The following is a 21,208-nucleotide window of genomic DNA, read 5'->3' as shown; positions in this document are numbered from 1 at the left end:
TGTATAAGAGACAGCGGCCCCCTCCTCCCCCGCGACCCACCCTCCGGCTGAAACATCGAGAGCAACGGCACCCCGCTGCGGCATCCGCCACCCGAAGGGCCCTGTCCGAGTCGATTCGAGGGGCGTGGCCAGGATGCGGCAGGATTGCGCTCATCATGACCGACAAAGACGACTCCTTCGCGGAGGGACGACGGCTGCACATCGCGCGGCTCGCGCTGTTCGCCGGGTTCCTGATCGGGATGTTCTATCTCGTCGCCGTCGCACGGGTGATCGACGTGGAGGGTGTGCGCGGTGTGGTCGCGGCGACCGGGCCTGCGGCGCCGTTGGTCTATGTGGTGGTGTCGGCTGTGCTCGGGGCCGTCTTCGTCCCCGGCACGCTGCTGGCCGCTGGGAGCGGTCTGCTGTTCGGGCCGCTGGTGGGGACGTTCGTGACGCTGGGCTCCGCGGTGGGCACGGCGCTCATCACCAGCTTCCTGGGGCGGCGGGCAGGCCGGGAAAGTGCGCGCGGGCTGCTCGGCGCCGAGCGGGCCGAGCGCATCGACGCACAGATCGAGCGGCGCGGCTTGTGGGCCGTCGTCGGGCAGCGCTTCGTCCCGGGCATCTCGGATGCGCTCGCGTCGTACGTGTTCGGGGCATTCGGAGTCCCGCTGTGGCAGATGGCCGTCGGCTCGTTCATCGGCTCGGCGCCGCGCGCCTTCGTCTACACCGCGCTCGGCGCCTCGATCGGCGACCTGTCCGGCCCGCTGGCCTACACCGCGATCGCGGTGTGGTGCGCCACCGCCGTCGTCGGAGCCTTGGCCGCACACCGCGGATATCGGAGCTGGCGCGGCGCTCGCCGGGAGCGCGCAGCGGTGCCGGATCACGCTTCGGAGCCGAACGGCTGAGATCACGCTCCGGAGCCGGACAGCTGAGATCGCGCTCCGGAGCCGGACGGCTGATTCGGCGCTACGCCGCAGCTGTGGGTGAGGGCCGGGCACCAGCTGTCGGCGGCGAACCCGAGCGGACCGGGATGCCCGGTCGCTCGCCTGCCCCGGCGACGCGGTGCGTACGAGACCCTCGAGCAGGCGGCGGCGAGAAGCCCGTCCTACGCGCAGGGTGGGGCGGGCGCGTCGACGAACAGCGGCTGACCGGTGGGTGGGGCGTAGACGACGTCGAGCACGAGCGGTTCGGCACCGAGGTTCAGGCCGACGTGGACGTTCCATTCGCCCGCGGGCTCGTAGATGAACTCGCCGGTGCGGTAGACCGGAGCCTCGCAGTCGGGACCGGGGTGGGTGAGCGTGCCCGAGCGGACGAAACCGAAGACCGGGCCGAGGTGGTAATGCCAGCCGGTGGAGCCGCCGGGGCCGATCGTGATCTCGCGCACGACGAGATCGGTGCCCGCCACGAACGGAAGTAGTCCGGCGGGAATCTGGGCCTGGCCGAGAGTGACGGCCGCGATGTCGCTACCGGGCGTCGCGTCGGCGTGCGCCGCACTCACCAGCGCGCCGGCCAGGACGACCGGCACCGCGGCGACGCGGAGAAAGAGCGTCATCCCCGCAGCCTAGCCACGGCGGCGCCGCACCGGAACACCTCGTCACCGCCAACGGGCGACCATCCCGCCCCGCTGGATCGACAGGCTGCCCGGCGACGCCCCTGTCGTGGTGAGTGTCCGCGATCAGAGCACTGGATTACCGTACGTACGTGGCCCGGACAGACGAAGAGGATTCGGCGGCGAAGATCATCGACGCCGTGGTGTCGATGCTCGAGTCGGACGGCTACGACGCGGTTCAACTGCGGGCGGTGGCCCGGAAGGCGCATGTCTCCCTCGCGACGGTCTACAAGCGGTACCCCACCCGCGACGAGCTGATGCTCGCGGCGGTCGAGCGCTGGATGGCGACCAACACCTATGCCACCCCCGCCCCGCCGATCGAAGGTGAGACGCTGGCCGATGGCCTGATCCGGTTGCTGCGCTACGTATTCGAGCCGTGGGAACGAAATCCGCGGATGCTCGACGCCTACTATCGCGCGCGATCCACCCCTGGTGGCCGACGACTCGACGCCCAAGGCTTCGATGCTGTGCTGCCCGCCGCCGGGGCGATGTTCACCGACGTGGATCCCGAGTACGCCGCGGACCTCGCGCTCGTGCTGACCAACATGATCTACGCGCTGATCGGCCGCTTCGCGAACGACGGTCTCGACATCGCCGAAATCCTGCCCGCCATGGAGCGAACCATCCTCCGGCTGACCGGGAACAACGAACCGCTGGCAGCTGTCGCCGAGCGAGCGCGGCGGGGTGCGACGAGCTTTCCGTGGAGCGCTGCGCCGGTCTTCCCGTTCTCCCTCGGTACACCCACGGACCCGGCGCAGTCACCGCCCCCATCGAGCACCACGGATCAGCCACTGCGGTAGGCCCGAGCGCGGATCCGCCCCGAATCGTTCGACCGCACCTTCGACGAGTGCCGAACCCTGGCGCACGCGAAACCTGCGCGGGCGGTGCGCATTTCCGCATGTCCGGCAACTCCCCGGATCGCCGCGATGCGCACGGTGGCGAGTCCCGCTGTTCACCGGGTATTCCCGCCCGCGGTGCGGTGTCGAGTTGCTCCGGCGCACCCGGCCGGTACAGCATCGGCGGTATGCCGTCCACACCGCTGAATCCAGCAGGCGACGTTCCCGACACCGGAGTACCCGGCGGTCTCGCTGCCCACATGACCATCGCCGAGCAGCACGAATGGCATCGCGCCTACCTGCGCCGTCATCCGGTCTCGCGGCGCAACGTCCTGCGCGGCGCCGCGGCGGCGGCCGCCGTGGCCGCGATCGGCACGGCACCGTTCGGCAGGCGCGCCTACGCCGAAGAGGCCCAGCTCGCGGTGGGTGGACGTCGCGTCGCGTTCGGTCCGGAGGCGGCCAGTCAGTTGCGTTTCGCGGCGCAGCTGTCGCGGCGCCCGGCGGGCGCCACGGTGTACCTCGACCACGGACCGACCCCCGCGTTGGGCGCCACGGTGGAGGCCGAAGTGCGCAACCTGCTCACCCAGGTACCCACGGCTGACGGCGGCGTGCTCGCGGCCGAGCAGTATTACGTGCACGCCCCGGTGGACGGCCTGCCCGGCCGGGTGCCGCACTTCTACCGCTGGCGAACCTCCGACGGATTCGCCGGCGACATCCGCGCCGCCGCGCCCGCGATGCCCTCCGGACGCCCCGCGGTCCTTCCTTTCCGCTTCACCATGATGGGCGACCAGGGCACCGACGAGACCCCGGCGCGCCCGGACGGCGTAGCTCCCGGCGACTACGACGACAAGTACTACAAGGCCGACAACGATCCGGCCGCACCGCACGCGAGCAACGTGCTGCGTCAGATCGCCGCCGCTCGTCCCGACTTCCATATCCTCGCCGGTGACATCGCCTATGCCGACCCGTCCGGCGCGGGCAAGCCGGGCCAGTTCGTCGCGCACGGAGCGCGGCCCGCGAGCGGGTTCGACAAGTACAACCCTTACGTCTGGGACGTCTACTTCAACGCCATCGAGCCCAGCGCCGCGCAGACACCGTGGATGTTCGCCACCGGCAACCACGATATGGAGGCGACCTACGGCGACCACGGCTATGGCGGGCACCTGGCGCGGCTGGATCTCCCCGGCAACGGTCCGGCAGGCTGCCCGGCGGCGTACTCGTTCACCTACGGCAACGTCGCGGTGCTCTCCCTGGACGCCAACGACGTCTCCTACGAGATCCGCGCGAACACCGGCTATTCCGATGGCGCGCAGACCGGTTGGGTGGAGCGCACCTTGGCCGCCTACCGCGCCGACCCCGACATCGACTTCATCGTCTGCTTCTTCCACCACTGCGCGTATTCGACCACCGAAGCACACGCCAGCGACGGCGGTGTGCGGGACGCGTGGGTGGGATTGTTCGACCGCTACCAGGTGGATCTGGTGCTGCAAGGCCACAACCACGTCTACGAGCGCACCGACCCGATCCGGGGCGGACAGGCGACCAAGGTGGCGGGCGACAACTCGATCGTCTACCCGGAGACCGACGGGACCGTCTACTACACCGTGGGCGGTGGCGGACGCCCACGCTACGACTTCCAGCCGGGATCACGAGAAAGTTTCCGAGGCAACGAGATACCCGATACCACGGTGCCGAACAGCTACGTCTGGACGCCGGACGGCGATAAGCAGGACGAAGCCGCCCCCTGGTCACGGGTCCGCTTCCGGAACTACTCGTTCCTGCGCGTCGACGTCCGGCCCGGCGTCTTCGCCAGCGAGATGGACGTGGTCGCGGTGGACGAGTACGGCCGCGAATTCGACCGCGTGCTGTTCCGGCGGCAAGTCCGGCCCTGAGCCGGGCTATTTCTTCTTCGGCGGGAGGGTCCGGGCGTAGGCGACGCCGCGCTCGACCCATTCCCGCAGCACTTCGTCGTCGTCGACGCCGGTGACCCGCAACCAGCCGACCATCTCGCGCCCGCCCATGACCATGGGCTGCACCGCGTCACCGAGCAGCCGTTCGCCCTCGTCGCGATCGACCCGCACCAGCAGGCCGCCCTGCCCGCTCGCGGCGACCGCCATATTGCCGCCGATCAGGAACGCCAGGCCGCCGAACATCTTCTGCTCGGTGAGCTCGGGGCCGGGCGGGATCAGTTCGCGGATTCGCTCGGCCAACTCTTCGTCGTATGCCATAGCGGCATTCTTCACCTGAGGTACGACGGATCCGCGTTTCCGCCACCCGGCGACTTCGTGTCCTCCGCGCGCCCGAGTTGGCCGATATCTGCGCAGTTCCGGGCGCGGGCTTCTGCTGATCGAGCGTCCGGGCCGTACTGAAAAATACTGCACCACAGCCGGATTGACATCCTACGAATGTTACGCAGAGGCTACGTACGTACACTCCCGGGCCGCCTGGATGTCATTGGACGTTCAAGCGGATGTTTCCGTACCTGTCTGTAATACAGAGCATGAGACGGGGGTACGCATCACCGATGCCCCTCGCGCGCAACCAGTTTCAGAGGTCGCACTCGGCTGCGCCCGCGAGACGGGACTAAGGACTCTTCCGTGCACATCAGCCCCCCAGCGGTGCGATCACGCACTGTCCGCCATCGGTCGCCCGAGCGGCATTCGATTCGAGTCCCCGAATTCCCCTTCCCCGGTGGTCTGCCGCACCGGTGGCTGCGCTTCGGCACGAGCGCTTGGCGCCGCCGGGTGACCTGGCTCGCGCTGACCCTCTTCGCGCTCGTCGTCTTTCCCGGCTTCGTCGGTGCGCTGGCCGTCGCCCAGGACGCGGCGGGAGCCACGCCTGGGACATCCCAGATCGACGGACTCAGCTGGATGAACATCCGCGATTCGTCGGGCATACCGCTGTCCGACTATCGGTTCACGACCGGCGACGAGAGCCTGTTCAAGCCGCGCGCCACCATCCTGTGGGCCGTACTGGGCTTGGAATTCATCGGTTACATAGCCATTGTGACGACGGCGATCTGGTTGATCGGCTACGCGTTGAGCTTCCGGTGGCTGGACATGTTCAGCGCGGCGTTGCGCGGCGTGGCCGACGCTCTGACATCGCAGATCGCGACCCCGATCATGCTGCTCACCGCGGCGACCATCGGCGCGTTCTTCGTCGCGTACTTCATCGCTCGCGGCTACCACGCGAAGGCCACCATGCAGGTGGTGACGATGGTGGGGGTGGCGCTGCTGGGGCCGATATTCCTGGCCGAGCCCTTGGCGGAAGTGCTGTCCTCGCACGGGCTGCTGGCCCAGGGTCGCAATCTCGGTATCTCGGTCGCCGCCGGCTTGAACGGGAACTCGGATCCGAATCCGACCCAATTGGTGACGACCATGCAGAGCGACCTGGCCGACAATTTCGCCCGGCAACCGCTGCAGGTCTGGAACTTCGGGCATACCGTCGACCAGCGGCCGTCCTGCCGATCGGCGTGGTCGGCCGGGGTGGCCGCCGGGGACGACGCCCGGGTGATCAGCGGCTTGAAGGCATGCGGAGACAGCGCGGCGCACGCGAAGGCCGAGAACCCGTCCATGGGCCAGGTCGCCACCGGGCTCATGCTGCTGGCCTGCGGCGGCATCCTGTTGCTCTTCGCGATGTATCTCGGCCTCAAGGTCATCAAGGCCGCGCTGGACACGATCTACCACGGCTTCATGTCGATCTTCGGCTTCGCCGCGGGCGGATTCGTATACGGCCCCACGCAGACATTCCTGGTCCGCAATGTCGTGGACGGCTTCGTCGCGGCGGCGCGAATGACGGCCTACACCATTTTCCTCGGGGTCTACATACTGTTCATGGGCAACCTGTTCGCGCAGGCGCGCGGCCAGGTGATGGCGGTGATCATCATCGCGGGCACCGTCGAGATCGTCGCCATATTCCAGCTCAAACGCCTCAGCAGCGGCCTGAGTCGCGGCAACGACTGGATCGCCAACCGATTCGGTCTCGCGATCCAGGGTGCGAGCAAGTCGGCAGGCAACAGCGGCACCGCCCTCGGCATGGGCGGCGCGGGCAGCAGCACGAAGACCGCACCCGGGATGGGGTTGGTGAGCACACTCACCACGCTCAACGCCATCAACGCGTCGCCGGTGACGGCATGGCTCGCCGGAGGCCGGGTCAATCCGTTGAACCCGCTGGCCAGCACACGACGCAGGATCGAACGCTCCACCAACAGAATCCTGACCAGCCGCGAAGAGGGATACATCGAGCATCAGCTCGCCCGAACGAACTGGCGGGGTGTCGCGGTCAACGCGGCGACGGCCGTGGGGGGCATCCACACCCAGCTCGGCGTCTCCCGTGCCTTCAAAGTGCTGCGCGACAACAAGGTTCCCGATTCGCGTATCCATGCCGTCCTGCTCTCCTCCGGCGCGTCCCACGAGATGGTCACCAACGCGCTGACGGCATACTCCGTCCAAGAATCGACGGCGTCGCAGAATCCGTACAGCTTCGCGCCGTTGCAGAAGGCGATCGCGGCGGCGTGGGCGGTCGACAACCATGTGGGCCACGAAGCCCACGAGGCCTTCGCCGCTCAGGCCGTCATCTCGGCCGACAGCTTCGTCCGGCACAGCAACGCGCCCGCCCCCAACGCCACCATCGACCGTGCGTTCGTGCAGCGGGTCGAGCAGAACTGGCATTCGGACCGGGCACTGCGCGCGGCGATCACGCCGGACGAGTGGGACAACGCGGGCCGCGACACCCGGTGGTGGATCGGTCACCGGGTCGCGACCATGCACCAGGACGCGGCCCGGACGTACTACGAGAATCCGAACGACATCAACCGCGAAGCGCTGATGCGATCGGCCAGGCGAGTAGCCAACCTCGATCACTTGGACCCCGACGGCGGACTCGACCCCTGGAACCCGTAGCGGAGGTCGGCCAGGGTCGGCGATCAGGCGGCGCGCACCACGTCCGCGAACACTTCGTCCGGATCGGAAGCCGTCAGGCCGAACGTGTCGCGGATGGCCGAGTCGTCGACCGTGAAGGGCGCGTACGACATGTGATAGGTCTCGAACAATTCCGGCCAGAACGGATCGGTGATCGCCAGCAGCGCCAGCTCCCGATCGCTCATCACCGCCAGGTGCGGCTCGGGCGCCCCGGCCGCCGCGGCGAACCGTCCGGCCAGCTCGCGCACGGTCGCGGTGATGGTCGGCGCGTGCCAGGCCCGGCCCCAAGCGCGTTCGTCGCGCGCGACCGCGACCGCCGCCGCGGCGGCGTCACCGACCGCGGTGTAGGCATGCGGCAGGTCGAGCGCCTGCGGCAGCAGCGCCAACCGTCCCTCGCGGATACTCGGCTGGACCAGCAGCGAGAACAGCGACACCGCACCGGGGCCCAGGAATTGCCCCGCCCGCACCTCGACCGCACGCACCCGGCCCGCGCGGTGCGCCTGTTCGGCCTCCTGCCACATCCTGGCGCGTACGAGGCCTTTCGGTCCCGTGGCGGCCAGCGGTGACTGCTCGGTGAGCGGACCGTCGGCGGGGCCGTAGCCGTACAGGTTGCCCAGCATCACGTAGGTCGCGCCGACCTGCTCCGCGGCGGCCCTGATCGAGCCGAACAGCGGCGGAATGGCCTGCGGCCAGGTGTGATACGCGGGCATGGCCATGTTGAACACGGTGTCGGCGCGTTCGGCAAGCCCGGCCAGCGCGGCGGAGTCGACCGCGTCCAGCGCGACGCGCTCGATGTTCGGGTGCGCGGGGCCCGCACCGCTGCGGCTGACCATGCGCACCCGGTCGCCGGACTCGGCCAGTAGCGCCGCGGTGGCCGAAGCGGTGGCACCCCGGCCGACGATGACCTGCGTAGGCATACGAATCCCTCTCTAGGACAACGGTATCCACACGTTCGGTGGCACCTCGCGTGCCGTTCGCCGATCGCGTGCTACTCAGCCTGCCGTCGCGCAAGCGGGTAGGCTACTGGCCGGATTGCCAACTATCCCAAGGATCGAGCCATGCTGACTGTCGCCGTCGTCGCGGTTCCCCCGGTGAAGGCTTTCGACTTGTCCATGCCGGAAACAGTGCTCGGCGCCGCGCTGGTGGACGGCGAACCCGGCTACCGCGTCCTGGTGTGCACCGCAGCGCCCGGTGTGCTGCCCGCCGGTCTGGGCGGGTTCGACGTAGTGGTCTCCCGCGGGCTGGAGACGATCGAGGAAGCCGACATCGTCATCGTGCCGAGCACCGGCAGCCGCGCCGACGCCGACGCCGCCACGCTCAGCGCCCTGCGTCGCGCGGTGGCCGCGGGCAAGCGCGTCACCTCGATCTGTAGCGGCGCCTTCGTCCTGGCACAGGCGGGACTACTGGCGGGTCGCACCGCCACCACACACTGGGCGCTCGCCGACGAACTGGCGGCGAACCACCCGGACGTGTCGGTCCGCAGCGACGCGCTGTTCATCGAAGACGGCACGATCACCACCGCCGCGGGCGCGGCGGCCGGAATCGACCTGTGCCTGCACCTGATCCGTGCCGACTACGGAGCGACGGTGGCGAACGCCGCCGCACGCACCGCCGTCGTCACCCCGGTACGGCCCGGCGGGCAAGCCCAGTTCGTCGACGCGCCGCTGCCCGCCGAGAACGGCGTCACGCTCGCCGATACCCGCGCCTGGGCGCTGCGCCGACTGGACCTACCGCTGTCGCTGGAGGACCTGGCCGCGCACGCGCGCACCAGCGTTCGCACGCTCACCCGCCGCTTCCACGAGGAGACCGGTCTCAGCCCGCGCAGATGGCTGCTGCACCAGCGCCTGCAACGCGCCAGGGAGCTGCTGGAATCCACCACACTGCCGATGGACCAGGTGGCCAGGCACAGCGGTATCGGCTCGGCGGAGTCGCTGCGCCAGCACATGATCCGGCATGTCGGGGTGCCACCGAGCAGTTACCGCGCGTCGTTCACCCGCTCACCGGGAGCGGGGCGGGAAGGAACAGCGGCGTCCCGAAATCGATCATTCGATCCGGAGGCGGGCGGCGATGGCGGTGGCGGTGCGTACACACGACGACGATGACGAGAAGCGGCACCGGATGGGCCCGACCGATCCCCCCGCTCTGTAGGTGCGCCGACGGGTCGATCCACGCGACGGCTGGTCACCCGCGACCGGAAAGGCAGCCGCCGCGCACACCGACCGATGCGCTCGGCGTGGCGATGCTCCTCCGATTACGCGGCGGGAACCACCCGATAGTCAGCGAACCCGCGCCCGGACCATTTCCCCCGCGGCGACGCGGTAGCGCTGGGCGATCAACCGGACCACCGCCGGGTGCACGCCGATGGGCTCGGCGACGCCGTCGGCGCCCGCCTCGTGCAGTCGCTGCTGGAACAGACCGTGTGCCAGGAGATACGACGCGACGAAAACGCGGCCCGTGCCTGCCGCACGCAGTTCGGCGACAACGTCCGGCACGCGCGGCGCACCGGTCGCGACGTAACCGATACGAACCGGCACGCCGAGGCGTTCGGCCAGCAGCGCGGCCGCGCGCCGGACATCCTGGCGGGCTCGGGCGTCCGAGGACCCCGCGGCGGCGAAGACCACCGCGTCACCCGGAGTCCAGCCCGCCGCGCGCAGACGCATCGCCATGATGCGGGCCAGCGCCGGATCCGGACCCATGGCGGGTGTGACCGACACCGACGGATGGGCGCTCTCGGCCACCTCGCGCGGCACGTCCTGGTAGACGTGATACCCCGAGGCGAGGAAGGCCGGGATCACCACGGCGGGAACCGATTCCCCGGTCGGGGTCACCAGATCGCGCAGCACTTCGGACGGCGAAGGACCGAGCACGTCGACGAAAGCGGTCCGCACCCAAGGGGTTTCCCCGGTGCCGGTCCCGGCACCGAGTTCCTTCGTCACGGCCTCGGCGAGCGCGGCGATCATCTGCACGCCCTTGGTGCTGCGGGTGCCGTGGGCCACCAGCACCAAGGCGGGCGCGGTCACCAGTTCCCCGCAGCCTGGATGTGCCGAGGTGCCCGGGTCGGAATTCCGACGCCGGGCACCTGGGGGCCTCCTGTCGCGGTGGGCCGTGGGTTGTTGTCGGTACATTCCGCCGGGTCCAGCGCGAGCCGGTACCCGCGTTTGACCACGGTCTGGATCGCCTTCGGCGTGCCGAGCCCGGCGCGCAGCCGGGCGATGGCGGTTTCCACCGCGTGCGTGTCGTCCCCGCCGCCGGGTAGCGCGGCGAGCAGGTCCTCGCGGGAGACGACCCGGCCGGGCTGGCGGGCCAGCGAGCGCATCAGGGCCATCGGCGCGGGCGCCAGCTGACGCACCTGACCGTCGACCACCACGCACGCGCCGCGCACGCTGATGATGTGCCCCGCGGCGTGGATCCGGTTGGCACGGCGCGGCAGTTCCTCGGCGACGTGGCGGGCCAGCGCGCCGAGCCGGGCCCGGCCCGGCATCGAGGTGGGCACCCCGAGTTCCTCCAGCGGCGCCGCCGTGATCGGGCCGACGCAGGCGGGCAGCACCCGGCCGCGCAGCGCGTACAGCAGTCCTTCCAGCAGCCCGGTTTCCTTGGCGCGCATCAACATCGACGCCACGGCGGGTGCGCTGGTGAATGTCACGCAATCCATCCCGGAGGTGACGATCGCCTCGATGAGGTGATCCATCGGCCCCTGGTCCTCCGGCGGCACCCAGCGGTACACCGGCACCGGCACGACATCCGCGCCCGCGCAGCGCAGGACCTCGCAGAAGTCGGGCACCGGCTCCCACTCCGTGGTGGCCCCGTGCAACTGCACGGCGATCCGGACGCCCTCGACGCCCTCGGCGAGCAGGTGATCGAGCACTTCGGCGGACGACTCGGAGGCAGGCGACCATTCCTCGCGCAGTTCCGCGGCGCGGATGGCGCCCTTGGCCTTCGGGCCGCGCGCGAGCATCCGGGTGGTGCCCAACGTCTCGCGCAGGTCCTCGGCGAGGCCCCAGCCTTCGGCCGCCTCCATCCATCCGCGGAAGCCGATTCCCGTGGTCGCCACGGTGATCTGCGGCGGATCGGCGATCAGCTGCCGGGTCACCCGCTCCAGCTCGTTGTCGTCGGCCAGCGGGATGATCCGGATCGCCGGCGCCGAGACGATGGTCGCGCCCCGTCGTTCCAGCAGGGTGGCGAATTCCTCCGCCCGCCGGGCCGCCGTGATGCCCACGGTGAATCCGGCCAGGCTCGCGCCCGCGTCAACTGTTGTCATTGGCGTTCATCCATCCGAGGACGCGAGCGCGGTGGCGACCGGCTCGTTGGAAATCGAAACGATGCCGTCGTCCACGCGCACCGCGTACACCGGCAGCATCGCCGATTCGTCGTCCAGGCAACGCCCGTCGACCAGAGAGAAGGCCTGCTTCAGCAGCGGCGAGGCCACGACGGGCACTCCACCGCGATCGCCGACGATCCCGCGCGACATGACCGCCGCCCGTCCGATCGGATCGATATTGCCGACGGCATACAGCATGCCGTTCTCGAGCAGGAAAAGGGCGGCCTGTCGGCCACCTTTCAGCAACACCGCAACGCCGCGGCCGGGAATCAGGTAGTCGAGACGGCAGGCCTGCGTCCACCCGGTGGTGGTAGCTGTGGCAATGCCGGGGGTATCGATCACGGTCATCGGTGTCATCCTCCAAACGCCTTACTCATTGGTACCGACGTTCTGTTTCCAAGCGGTTAAGCGGTCATTTCCCCTGCGTGGCGACCGGGACTTCCGGCAGTCCGAGCAGCACGGGAACCTTCCGCTCACCGGATTCATCGAAGGAAATCGTGGGATCGGCTTCCTCCGGGGCGTTGACGAACGACACGAAGCGAGACAGCTTCTCTTCGTCGTCCAGCACCGCGGCCCATTCGTCGCGGTAACCGGCGACATGCTGAGCCATCGCCGCCTCCAGATCCTCGGCGATGCCGAGGCTGTCCTCGCAGATCACCTGCTTGAGGTAATCCATGCCGCCTTCCAGCGCTTCCTGCCACGGAGCGGTGCGCTGCAAACGATCAGCGGTGCGGATGTAGAACATCAGATACCGGTCGATGTACTTGATCAGCGTCTCGTCGTCGAGTTCACCGGCCAGCAGCACCGCGTGCTTGGGGGTGAGGCCGCCGTTGCCGCCGACGTAGAGGTTCCAGCCGTTCTCGGTGGCGATCACGCCGACGTCCTTGCCACGCGCCTCGGCGCACTCGCGGGCGCAGCCGGACACCGCCAGCTTCAGCTTGTGCGGCGAGCGCAGGCCGCGGTAGCGCTTCTCCAGCAGCACGGCCATGCCGACCGAGTCCTGCTGACCGTAACGGCACCAGGTCGAGCCGACGCAGCTCTTCACGGTGCGCAGCGACTTGCCGTACGCGTGGCCGGATTCCATGCCCGCGTCGACCAGCCGCTTCCAGATCAGCGGCAACTGCTCGACGCGCGCGCCGAACAGGTCGATGCGCTGGCCGCCGGTGACCTTCACGTACAGGCCGAATTCCTTGGCCACCTCACCGATGGTGATCAACTGCTCGGCGGTGACCTCGCCACCGGGCATCCGCGGCACCACCGAGTAGGTGCCGTTCTTCTGCAGGTTGGCCAGGAAGTGGTCGTTGGTGTCCTGCAGCGCGGCCTGTTCGCCGTCGAGGATGTGTTCGCTGGAGGTGGAGGCCAGGATGGACGCGACGGTCGGCTTGCAGATGTCGCAACCCGTGCCCTTGCCGTACTTGGCGATCAGGCCGGAGAAGGTGCGGATGCCGGTGACCTGCACGATCTGGAACAGCTCGGCGCGCGACTGCTCGAAGTGCTCGCACAGCGCCTTGGACATCTCCACGCCGGACTGCTCGAGCAGCTTCTTCAGCATGGGAACGCAACCGCCGCAGGAGGTTCCGGCGCTGGTGCAGCTCTTGATCGCCGGGACGTCGCAGGCGCCATCGGCGATCGCCCCGCAGATCGCGCCCTTCGACACGTTGTTGCACGAGCAGATCTGCGCGTCGTCGGGCAGCGAGTCGGCGCCCAGCTCGGCGCCCGCGGGCGAGATCAGCGCGGCCGGTTCGGCGGGCAGCGGACGGCCGACCAGCGGGCGCAGCGCCGAGTAGGCGGTGGCGTCGCCGACCAGGATGCCGCCGAGCAGGATCTTGGCGTCGTCGGAGACCACGAGCTTGGCGTAGGTGCCCTTGGCCGCGTCGTGCAGCACGACCGACAGCGCGCCCTCGGTGACGCCGTGCGCGTCACCGAAGCTGGCCACGTCGACACCCAGGAGCTTGAGCTTGGTCGACATGTCCGCGCCGGGGAACTCGCCGGCGCCGCCCAGCAGGCGGTCCGCGACGATCTCGGCGGTGCTGTAGCCCGGCGCGACCAGGCCGTAGCACACGCCCTCGACGGCGGCGCACTCGCCGATGGCCCAGATGTTCGGGTCGGAGGTCTGCAAGCCCAGGTCGGTGATGATGCCGCCGCGCGGGCCGACCTCCAGTCCCGCGTCGCGGGCGATCTGGTCGCGGGGGCGCACACCGGCGGAGAACACCACGAGCCCGGCTTCGATCACCGTCTCGTCGGACAGCGTGACCTTCAGTCCCTTGTCGGTCTGCTCGATCGCGGAGGTGCCGACACCGGTGTGCACCTCCAGGCCGAGATCGGTGACCAGCCGCTCCAGGATGGCGCCGCCGCCCTCGTCGACCTGGGCGGGCATCAGCCGGGTGTTGAACTCGACCACGTGCGGGGTGAGCCCGAGCAGACGCAGCGCGTTGGCGGCCTCCAAGCCCAGCAGGCCGCCGCCGACCACCACGCCCGCCGCGCCGGGACCGGCGGCTTCGGCGGCCGCGCGGATGCCGTCGAGGTCGTCGAGGGTGCGGTAGACGAAGCACTCGGGGTGGTCGTGGCCGGGCACCGGCGGGACGAACGGGTAGGAACCGGTGGCCAGCACGAGCGCGTCGTAGGCGAGGATGTCGCCCGCCGACGTCGTCACCTTGCGGGCGGCCCGGTCGATCGACTCGGCGCGCTGACCCAGCCGCAGCTCGACCAGCTCGTCACCGGCGTACTCGTTGCCGGGCAGCGCGAGCGCGCTCGCGTCCCAGCTGCCGACGTAGGCCGAGAGGCCGACGCGGTCGTAGGCGGGCAGCTGCTCCTCGCTGAGCACGATGACCTGCCAGCGGCCTTCGGTGTCGCGCGAGCGCAGCGCCTCGACGAACCGGTGCCCGACCATGCCATGGCCGACGACCACCGCGGTCTTGCGAGCGACTGTGGGGTTCATCTGTGGGTCCTCCTGGACTGGATCGGGATTCAGGCGCGGGCCGACGAGCCGGCGGACTGGGACGGAGCGCTCCCGCTCGGGGAGTGACCTGCTTCGGCTTCGAGCACGAACGTCTCGGCTTCGGTCACGACATCGGAGTCGGCGATGACCCGCGCGCTGGGACGGCGCAGGAAGACCGCCCAGACCACCAGGGCGCAGAGCACGTAGAAGCCCATGAATACGAAGAACGCCGTGGTCGCGGAGTTGGTCGAGGCGTAGGAGGAGCGCAGCACCAGGTTGATGCCCACACCGCCGAGCGCGCCGATGGCGCCGACGAAACCGATCAGCGCGCCGGAGGTGTTCTGCGACCACGCGGACCGCTGCGCCGGGGTCGCGTCCATGCTCCTGGACTTCGCCTCGAACACCGACGGGATGATCTTGGTGACCGAGCCGTTGCCGATGCCGGAGAGCACGAACAAGGCGATGAAGCCGACGACCAGGGCGGTCATCACCGCGCCGCTCGCCACGCCGTTGTTGCGGTCGGCCATCGTGCTGGCCACGGTGACCAGCACCGCCGCCGCCATCATGGCGCCGAAGACGTAGAGGGTGACCCGGCTACCGCCGATGCGGTCGGCCCACTTGCCGCCGTAGGGGCGGGCCAGCGAGCCGAGCAGCGGGCCGATGAACGCGATCTGCGCGGCGTGCAGCGTGGCCTGCGCGACGCTGTCACCGCCCGCCCGGAAGCTGATCTGGAGGATCTGGCCGAAGGCGAAGCTGTAGCCGATGAACGAGCCGAACGTGCCGATGTAGAGGAACGCGATCGCCCAGGACTGCGGCACCTTCAGCGCCGTGATCATGTAGGACAGATCGGCCTTCTGGTTGGGCAGGTTGTCCATGTACAGCGCGGCACCCACTCCGGCGACCGCGATCAGCACCAGGTAGACCGCGCAGATCAGCGAGGCGTAACCATTGCCGAGGGTCGCGATGACCAGCAGGCCGAGCAACTGGATCACCGGAACGCCGATGTTGCCGCCACCCGCGTTCAGGCCCAGCGCCCAGCCCTTGAGCCGCTGCGGGTAGAACGCGTTGATGTTGGTCATCGAGGAGGCGAAGTTGCCGCCGCCGAATCCGGCGAACGCCGCGACCAGCAGGAATGTGGTGTACGAGGTGCCGGGCTGGTTGATGAACCACAGCGTGAGCAGCGTCGGGATCAGCAGCATCACCGCGCTGAACACGGTCCAGTTGCGCCCGCCGAACCGCGCGGTCGCGACGGTATACGGGATGCGCAGGAACGCGCCGACCAGCGTCGGCATCGCGACCAGGAAGAACTTGCCCGCCGGGTCGATGCCGAACTTGTCGGTCGGCATGAACAGCACCATCACCGACCAGATCGACCAGACGGAGAAGCCGACGTGCTCGGCGAAGACCGACCAGATCAGGTTGCGGCGGGCGATGTCCTTGCCGCCCGCTTCCCAGGCGGCGACATCCTCGGCATCCCAGTGCTCGATGTGCGGCCTGCGGATCTTCGTCTGTCCCAGCGCTCCCAAACGGTTACGCGTCAGCGTGCTCAACGGGGCCTCCCAAAGTCGGTTGGCCCCACGGTAGGAGGTGGGTATTGCCGAAATGCTGCGCGAAATGTCCGTCAAATCAACGGTTGCTCACGATTCCCGGTATACCGGGGTGAGTTTCGCGCGAATGTTTCAGGCGTGTGACACAAGGGTTTCCGTGCGTCACGAAAAGGCCGATTCGGAATTCGGCGACCGGTGAGGTGTGATGCGCGCTACGTTTTCTCGAAACGGGTGCGCACATCCTGACTCGGTTCGCACAGTCGCGCAACCGGAACTGTGAGATGCCCGCCGGGCGGCTCAGCTCCAGGTGTCTTCGAGCACGCGCGGCTTGCACGCCTGCCAGGCGCCCGCCAGCAGCACCAGCACGGCCACGCCGAGCATCGCGAACGGAACGAGCCAGCCATCCGTCGCCGTGTGCAGCACGCCGAACAGCAGCGGACCCACACAGGCCACCGCGTAGCCGACCCCTTGGGTGAAGCCGGACAGCGCGGCCGACCCGGCGGGCGTGCGCGTGCGCATGTTGATCAGCGTCAGCGCCATCGGGAAGGTGCTGGGACCGAGCCCCAGCACCACGACCCACACGATCGGCGCGGCCATCGGCGCGACGAGCAGACCGGCGAACGCGATGAAGAACAGCACCGCGCAGGCCACCACGACCGGGAACGGATTGCGGAATCGGGCGACCACGGTCGGCGCGGTGAGCGCGGCGACCAGGCCGACCACGGCGAACAGACCCACCATCGCTCCGCCGTACGCGGCGCTCGCGCCCGCCTCGCCGAGAATCTTCGGCAACCAGGTGAACATCGCGTAGGTGGTGAGCGAGGTCATGCCGAACATGCCCGCCATCCCCCAGGCGATCGGCGAGCGCCACACGCGCCCGGTGTCCGGCGGCTCCGGCACGGCCGTCCGGTCGGCGCCGTCGTGTCCGCGCCGCGCCCGCAGCACCGCCAGCCACGGCACCGCCGCCGCGAAGCCCAGCAGGCCCCACACCCCGAGCGAGACGCGCCAGCCGTACGCCTCCGCCACCGGGACCGCGGCGAACGCGGGCACGACCGTGCCGAGTTGCACCATCACGATGTACAGCGAGCTGATCACGGCGACGCGATCCGGGAAGTACCGCTTCACCAGCGGCGGGATCACCACGTTGCCGATACCCATACCCGCGAGCGCCAGCGCGGAGAAGACCAGCAGTTCCGCGGTGCCCGACATCAGCACCCGGATGAGCATGCCGCTGCCCGCCATCAGCATGGCGGTCAGTGCGGTGCGCTCGAGCCCGAGCCGAGTCGCCAAAACCGGCGTGAGCAGCCCGGACAGCGCGAACATGGCGGTGGGGACCATGCCGAAGACGCCGACAACGGCGGCGCCGTAACCGATCTCGGCGCCGATCCGTTCGGCCAGGGGACTGAACGCGGTGACCGCGACCCGCAGGGTGAGCGCCGACATCACGATGGCGGCGAGAACCAGCAGGCGGCCCTCGGTCAGCGCACGTCGACGGCGCTCGACCAGGACGGATGCCTGGCGAGCCTCGATTCCCGGGAAGGTCGCAGTCACCGAGAAATCATAGGATGACCGGATGATGCGCGGCAACGATTTGTGATGGGCGGTACTCTGTCGAGGTGCAACCCGTCCGGCGCACCAGCCTCATCGCCCAGGTCACCGAGCAGCTGCGGGCCGAAATCCGTTCCGGCCGTTGGCCGATCGGCTCCCGCATCCCCACCGAGCCGGAGCTCACCGAGCTCACCGGCACCGGCCGCAATACGGTGCGCGAGGCCGTGCAGGCGCTCGTGCACGCCGGCATGCTGGAACGCCGCCAAGGTTCCGGAACCTATGTCATCGCGGCATCCGACCTAGGCGGGACCCTGGGCAAGTACTTCGCCGACGCCGAGGAGCGCGACGTCCTGGAACTGCGCCTCGCGCTGGACGTCACCGCCGCCGCCCTGGCCGCGCGCCGCCGCGACGACACCGACATCGCGAATCTGCTACGCCTGCTGGCCGAACGCGACGAGAAATGGGACGAGGACCCGGTCGCCGCGATCGAGGCGGACGTCCAGTTGCACCGCGCGATCGTCGTCGCGAGCCACAACGCGGTCTACCTCGAGTTCTACGACTCGCTGCTGCCCATCATCGAACAGGTCATCCGCGCGCGGACGTCGAAGTCCGACGACTCCTATACCGAGGAGCACGCTGCCTTGGTGAACGCGGTGATCGACGGCGATCCCGAACGGGCCGCCTCGGCCACGCGCTGCTTCCTCAACTCGCTCATCGCGGAATACCCGGACGCGCGATGAATCGCGGCAGGTAACCAAGCGGTCACCATACGAAGCCGCCCGATGTGAGTCGGAATTGCCGGGAACGTCACCGAGGGCCACGGGGACGCAACAAGCGGCTCATACCTTTGTCTCGACCGTAGCTAGGCACTCGACAGCCGCCGGCGGCACTGCGCCGCGATGAGGGCCGGTCGAGCCGAATCGAGAGGAAGCCGATGACCGCCGTAGCAGCCACCGGCCAGCAGTCGCCGACAACGACTTTCGAACACCAGAAACGTGGACGCTGGCTCGACCACTGGGATCCGGACAACCCGAAGTTCTGGGCATCCGGCGGCGCGAAGACCGCGCGCAAGAATCTGATCTTCTCCGTGTTCGCCGAGAATCTCGGCTTCAGCGTCTGGGTCATCTGGGGCACCGTGGTGACCAGCATGGGCGCCGCGGGCTTCGGCTTCCTCGAGGGCCTCGGCAAGGGCAACCCCACCGCGGTGAGCAACGCGCTGCTGCTCACCTCCACCCCCACCTTGGTCGGCGCCGCCCTGCGCATTCCGTACACCTTCGCCATTCCCCGGTTCGGCGGCCGGGCCTTCACCGTGTTCAGCGCGGCGATGCTGCTGATTCCGACGCTCGGCCTGGCCTATTTCGTCAACCAGCCGGGCACGCCGATGTGGGTGTTCCTGCTGCTGGCCGCGCTCGCGGGCGTCGGCGGCGGCAACTTCTCCTCCTCGATGGCCAACATCAATTTCTTCTTCCCCGAGGGCAAGAAGGGCGCGGCGCTGGGCATCAACGCGGCGGGCGGCAACCTCGGCGTCGCCCAGACCCAGCTGGTGCTGCCGTTGCTGATCACCCTCGGTACCCACATCATGGCGAAGGACGCCGCGGGCTACCGCTTCGGCATCACGCTGTCGGTCCTGGTCTGGGTACCGTTCATCCTGATCGCCGCGTTCGGCGCACTGCGTTACATGGACAGCATCAGCACCGCCAAGTCCGACGGAAAGTCCTACCGGCGCGCGCTGACCAACCGGCACACCTGGGTGATGGCGGTCCTCTACATCGGCACCTTCGGCTCGTTCATCGGTTTCTCCTTCGCCTTCCCGACGCTGATCAAGGCCAACTTCCCCGATCTGGCCAAGATCGGCTGGATCACCACGCTCGGTAACCTCGCGTTCCTCGGCGCCCTGGTCGGATCGTTCAGCAGGCCGTTCGGCGGGTGGGTGTCGGACAAGGTCGGCGGCGCGAAGATCACCCTGTACGTGTTCGGCGGCATGGCGATCGCGGTCGCGCTGATCATGGCCGGGCTGGAACTGAAGAGCTTCCCGCTGTATCTGGTCGCGTTCCTGCTGCTGTTCGTCCTGACCGGCATCGGCAACGGCTCCACCTACCGGATGATCCCGACCATCTTCAGCGCGGAGTCCAAGAAGTACGCTTCCGAGCGCGGTCTCGACCCGGCCGAAGCCGCCGCCTCGGCCAAGCGCCAGGCGGGCGCGGCGATCGGCGTCATCGGCGCGGTCGGCGCCTCCGGCGGCTGGCTGTTGCAGCAGGCGCTGCGGTTGTCGAACACGCACCTGCACAGCATGGCTCCCGCGTTCTGGGCCTACGCCGCGACCTTCCTGGTGATGGCGGCCGTCACCTGGTGGTTCTATCTGCGGTCCTCGTTCGCCATCCAGCGCGTTCCCTCGCTGGCATACGCGAACGTCTGACCGCCACAGCGTGTCCCGCGGTCCGGACCCCGCGGGACACGGGCGCCGTCTCCGCCGTCCCCTCCGGCGCAGCCGCCCACCGCTACCGAACGTCCGCCCGTCACCCGGGTCGAAACCCGGGTCCCGGCTTGCACCGGGACGATGGGCGGGCGTTCGGTTGCGTGGGGTCGGAGATCGTGAGCGCCCGCCACGGGACGCGGCAAGCATCGCGCCACAGAAATGGGCTCGCCTGTCGTGCCGGACTTGCGGAGCGCCCGAGCGAACGCGGTTGCGGCACTGCGAAGACGCCTAGCCGCTCGCGCCGTCACTCTGATCAGTACGGTAGGTGAACTCCGTCGCGCACTTCCTTGACCGTCCTGGCGATCATTTGTTGCAGGGTGGTGGCGATGCGCTCGCCGGTGGTCGGTTTGACCGTCAGCAGATCGGCACCGAAGGTGACGTAACGACCGTCGTCTTCGACATCGTTGAGCTGGAAATCCTTGCGCCCGTGCGTATGCCGGTTGTCGACGCTGCCCATCGCGTAGACGCCGACGTGACCGATCAAGGTCATCGCACGGGTGAAGAACCGTTCGAACTCTTCACGCGGAGTCGGCCGCCAAGCGTCGCGGACCGGCGGTCGCGGCCGCCGCAACTCCTCCGCCGAAGCCTGCAATTGTTTCCCCTGTCCCGGGGCACAGACAGGGAACACGTCGACCACAGCCCGGGCCACCTCACCGGCGGACAGCAATGTCAGCACTACATCACCGCCGCGTTCGGGGTCCGGTCCCGGTTCCTGCACCGCCACCGCGCCGTGCTGGTTGTGCACGCCCGCGTGCGCCCGCAACCTGCGGTTCCGGTTCGGTCCGGCGAAACCGGCCACTTCGACTCGGGCTTCCGGCGCCAGCAACACTTCCACCGCGCGCAGTAGATCGTCATCGATGCGCGGGCGCAACGCCTGAGCGGCCGCCTGCCGCAACCGCAGACTCTCCGATCGGAATTCCGTCGTGTGCTGGTGCTGCAAGGGATACGGCAGCACGTCCCGGCCGGTGGACTCCCACAGTGTCCGGAATTCGAGCGCGGTGAACCGCCAGTTCTGTACCTCGGGCATGGGTGACGTCC

General features: G+C 69.1%; 17 protein-coding genes. 7 read left to right on the top strand and 10 right to left on the bottom strand.

Going from position 1 to position 21,208, the window contains the following annotated elements:
* The first annotated feature begins 155 nt into the window (after positions 1 to 155).
* Complete coding sequence (locus HOV91_RS14410; RefSeq protein WP_174185886.1) at positions 156 to 884, top strand: TVP38/TMEM64 family protein; 729 nt, start codon at positions 156 to 158, stop codon at positions 882 to 884.
* A 200-nt stretch (positions 885 to 1,084) separates the two neighbouring features.
* Here HOV91_RS14410 and HOV91_RS14405 read toward each other — a convergent pair whose 3' ends face one another.
* On the bottom strand, positions 1,085 to 1,531 hold the full coding sequence (locus tag HOV91_RS14405; RefSeq protein WP_174185885.1) for a cupin domain-containing protein: 447 nt from the start codon (positions 1,529 to 1,531) through the stop codon (positions 1,085 to 1,087).
* 149 nt (positions 1,532 to 1,680) lie between these two features.
* On the opposite strand from HOV91_RS14405, the gene HOV91_RS14400 reads away from it, so the two are divergent.
* Positions 1,681 to 2,388, top strand: a complete 708-nt coding sequence (locus HOV91_RS14400) for a TetR/AcrR family transcriptional regulator (RefSeq protein WP_312884612.1) — start codon at positions 1,681 to 1,683, stop codon at positions 2,386 to 2,388.
* 224 nt (positions 2,389 to 2,612) lie between these two features.
* Positions 2,613 to 4,316, top strand: a complete 1,704-nt coding sequence (locus HOV91_RS14395; RefSeq protein WP_174185884.1) for a metallophosphoesterase — start codon at positions 2,613 to 2,615, stop codon at positions 4,314 to 4,316.
* A 6-nt stretch (positions 4,317 to 4,322) separates the two neighbouring features.
* Here the strand turns inward: HOV91_RS14395 and HOV91_RS14390 are convergent, their stop codons facing one another.
* Positions 4,323 to 4,652, bottom strand: coding sequence for a TfoX/Sxy family protein (locus tag HOV91_RS14390; protein WP_174185883.1), 330 nt, complete (start codon positions 4,650 to 4,652; stop codon positions 4,323 to 4,325).
* A gap of 390 nt (positions 4,653 to 5,042) precedes the next feature.
* Between HOV91_RS14390 and HOV91_RS14385 the strand changes: the two genes are divergently transcribed.
* A complete protein-coding gene (locus tag HOV91_RS14385; protein ID WP_174185882.1) occupies positions 5,043 to 7,325 on the top strand; it encodes a hypothetical protein in 2,283 nt (760 codons plus the stop codon).
* Positions 7,326 to 7,348: 23 nt separating this feature from the next.
* Here the strand turns inward: HOV91_RS14385 and HOV91_RS14380 are convergent, their stop codons facing one another.
* Complete coding sequence (locus tag HOV91_RS14380; protein WP_174185881.1) at positions 7,349 to 8,260, bottom strand: NAD-dependent epimerase/dehydratase family protein; 912 nt, start codon at positions 8,258 to 8,260, stop codon at positions 7,349 to 7,351.
* A gap of 141 nt (positions 8,261 to 8,401) precedes the next feature.
* Here HOV91_RS14380 and HOV91_RS14375 point away from each other — a divergent pair, with 141 nt between their 5' ends.
* On the top strand, positions 8,402 to 9,445 hold the full coding sequence (locus tag HOV91_RS14375) for a GlxA family transcriptional regulator (protein ID WP_174185880.1): 1,044 nt from the start codon (positions 8,402 to 8,404) through the stop codon (positions 9,443 to 9,445).
* Between the two features lie 174 nt (positions 9,446 to 9,619).
* Here HOV91_RS14375 and HOV91_RS14370 read toward each other — a convergent pair whose 3' ends face one another.
* The 6 genes from HOV91_RS14370 to HOV91_RS14345 form a co-directional block, all read right to left on the bottom strand.
* Positions 9,620 to 10,363: a sirohydrochlorin chelatase gene (locus HOV91_RS14370; RefSeq protein ID WP_174185879.1), complete on the bottom strand. Its 744-nt coding sequence runs from the start codon at positions 10,361 to 10,363 to the stop codon at positions 9,620 to 9,622.
* Positions 10,360 to 11,601, bottom strand: a complete 1,242-nt coding sequence (locus tag HOV91_RS14365) for a uroporphyrinogen-III synthase (RefSeq protein ID WP_174185878.1) — start codon at positions 11,599 to 11,601, stop codon at positions 10,360 to 10,362. The genes HOV91_RS14370 and HOV91_RS14365 overlap by 4 nt, the downstream gene beginning before the upstream one ends.
* A gap of 6 nt (positions 11,602 to 11,607) precedes the next feature.
* Complete coding sequence (gene nirD / locus HOV91_RS14360; protein ID WP_174185877.1) at positions 11,608 to 12,009, bottom strand: nitrite reductase small subunit NirD; 402 nt, start codon at positions 12,007 to 12,009, stop codon at positions 11,608 to 11,610.
* A gap of 64 nt (positions 12,010 to 12,073) precedes the next feature.
* Positions 12,074 to 14,599, bottom strand: a complete 2,526-nt coding sequence (gene nirB, locus HOV91_RS14355) for a nitrite reductase large subunit NirB (protein ID WP_174185876.1) — start codon at positions 14,597 to 14,599, stop codon at positions 12,074 to 12,076.
* Between the two features lie 29 nt (positions 14,600 to 14,628).
* Positions 14,629 to 16,149: a nitrate/nitrite transporter gene (locus HOV91_RS14350; protein ID WP_438822661.1), complete on the bottom strand. Its 1,521-nt coding sequence runs from the start codon at positions 16,147 to 16,149 to the stop codon at positions 14,629 to 14,631.
* Positions 16,150 to 16,443: 294 nt separating this feature from the next.
* Positions 16,444 to 17,697, bottom strand: a complete 1,254-nt coding sequence (locus HOV91_RS14345) for an MFS transporter (RefSeq protein ID WP_438822660.1) — start codon at positions 17,695 to 17,697, stop codon at positions 16,444 to 16,446.
* A gap of 65 nt (positions 17,698 to 17,762) precedes the next feature.
* Here HOV91_RS14345 and HOV91_RS14340 point away from each other — a divergent pair, with 65 nt between their 5' ends.
* Positions 17,763 to 18,434, top strand: coding sequence for a FadR/GntR family transcriptional regulator (locus tag HOV91_RS14340; RefSeq protein WP_174185875.1), 672 nt, complete (start codon positions 17,763 to 17,765; stop codon positions 18,432 to 18,434).
* 194 nt (positions 18,435 to 18,628) lie between these two features.
* Positions 18,629 to 20,110, top strand: a complete 1,482-nt coding sequence (locus HOV91_RS14335) for an MFS transporter (protein ID WP_174185874.1) — start codon at positions 18,629 to 18,631, stop codon at positions 20,108 to 20,110.
* 313 nt (positions 20,111 to 20,423) lie between these two features.
* Here the strand turns inward: HOV91_RS14335 and HOV91_RS14330 are convergent, their stop codons facing one another.
* Complete coding sequence (locus HOV91_RS14330; RefSeq protein ID WP_174185873.1) at positions 20,424 to 21,197, bottom strand: ESX secretion-associated protein EspG; 774 nt, start codon at positions 21,195 to 21,197, stop codon at positions 20,424 to 20,426.
* Positions 21,198 to 21,208 lie beyond the last annotated feature (11 nt).

It is taken from the genome of Nocardia barduliensis, assembly GCF_013315795.1.
Classification (GTDB): domain Bacteria; phylum Actinomycetota; class Actinomycetes; order Mycobacteriales; family Mycobacteriaceae; genus Nocardia; species Nocardia barduliensis.
Note: the sequence above shows the minus strand (reverse complement) of the source record. Positions and strands in the feature narration are given on the sequence as shown.

Excerpts from the sequence above, each read along its gene's own strand:
- HOV91_RS14375 (WP_174185880.1), top strand. The coding sequence starts at position 8,402 with ATGCTGACTGTCGCCGTCGTCGCGGTTCCCCCGGTGAAGGCTTTCGAC.
- HOV91_RS14410 (WP_174185886.1), top strand. The coding sequence starts at position 156 with ATGACCGACAAAGACGACTCCTTCGCGGAGGGACGACGGCTGCACATC.
- HOV91_RS14405 (WP_174185885.1), bottom strand. The coding sequence starts at position 1,531 with ATGACGCTCTTTCTCCGCGTCGCCGCGGTGCCGGTCGTCCTGGCCGGC.
- nirB (WP_174185876.1), bottom strand. The coding sequence starts at position 14,599 with ATGAACCCCACAGTCGCTCGCAAGACCGCGGTGGTCGTCGGCCATGGC.
- HOV91_RS14390 (WP_174185883.1), bottom strand. The coding sequence starts at position 4,652 with ATGGCATACGACGAAGAGTTGGCCGAGCGAATCCGCGAACTGATCCCG.
- HOV91_RS14380 (WP_174185881.1), bottom strand. The coding sequence starts at position 8,260 with ATGCCTACGCAGGTCATCGTCGGCCGGGGTGCCACCGCTTCGGCCACC.
- nirD (WP_174185877.1), bottom strand. The coding sequence starts at position 12,009 with ATGACCGTGATCGATACCCCCGGCATTGCCACAGCTACCACCACCGGG.
- HOV91_RS14365 (WP_174185878.1), bottom strand. The coding sequence starts at position 11,601 with ATGACAACAGTTGACGCGGGCGCGAGCCTGGCCGGATTCACCGTGGGC.
- HOV91_RS14395 (WP_174185884.1), top strand. The coding sequence starts at position 2,613 with ATGCCGTCCACACCGCTGAATCCAGCAGGCGACGTTCCCGACACCGGA.
- HOV91_RS14330 (WP_174185873.1), bottom strand. The coding sequence starts at position 21,197 with ATGCCCGAGGTACAGAACTGGCGGTTCACCGCGCTCGAATTCCGGACA.
- HOV91_RS14335 (WP_174185874.1), top strand. The coding sequence starts at position 18,629 with ATGACCGCCGTAGCAGCCACCGGCCAGCAGTCGCCGACAACGACTTTC.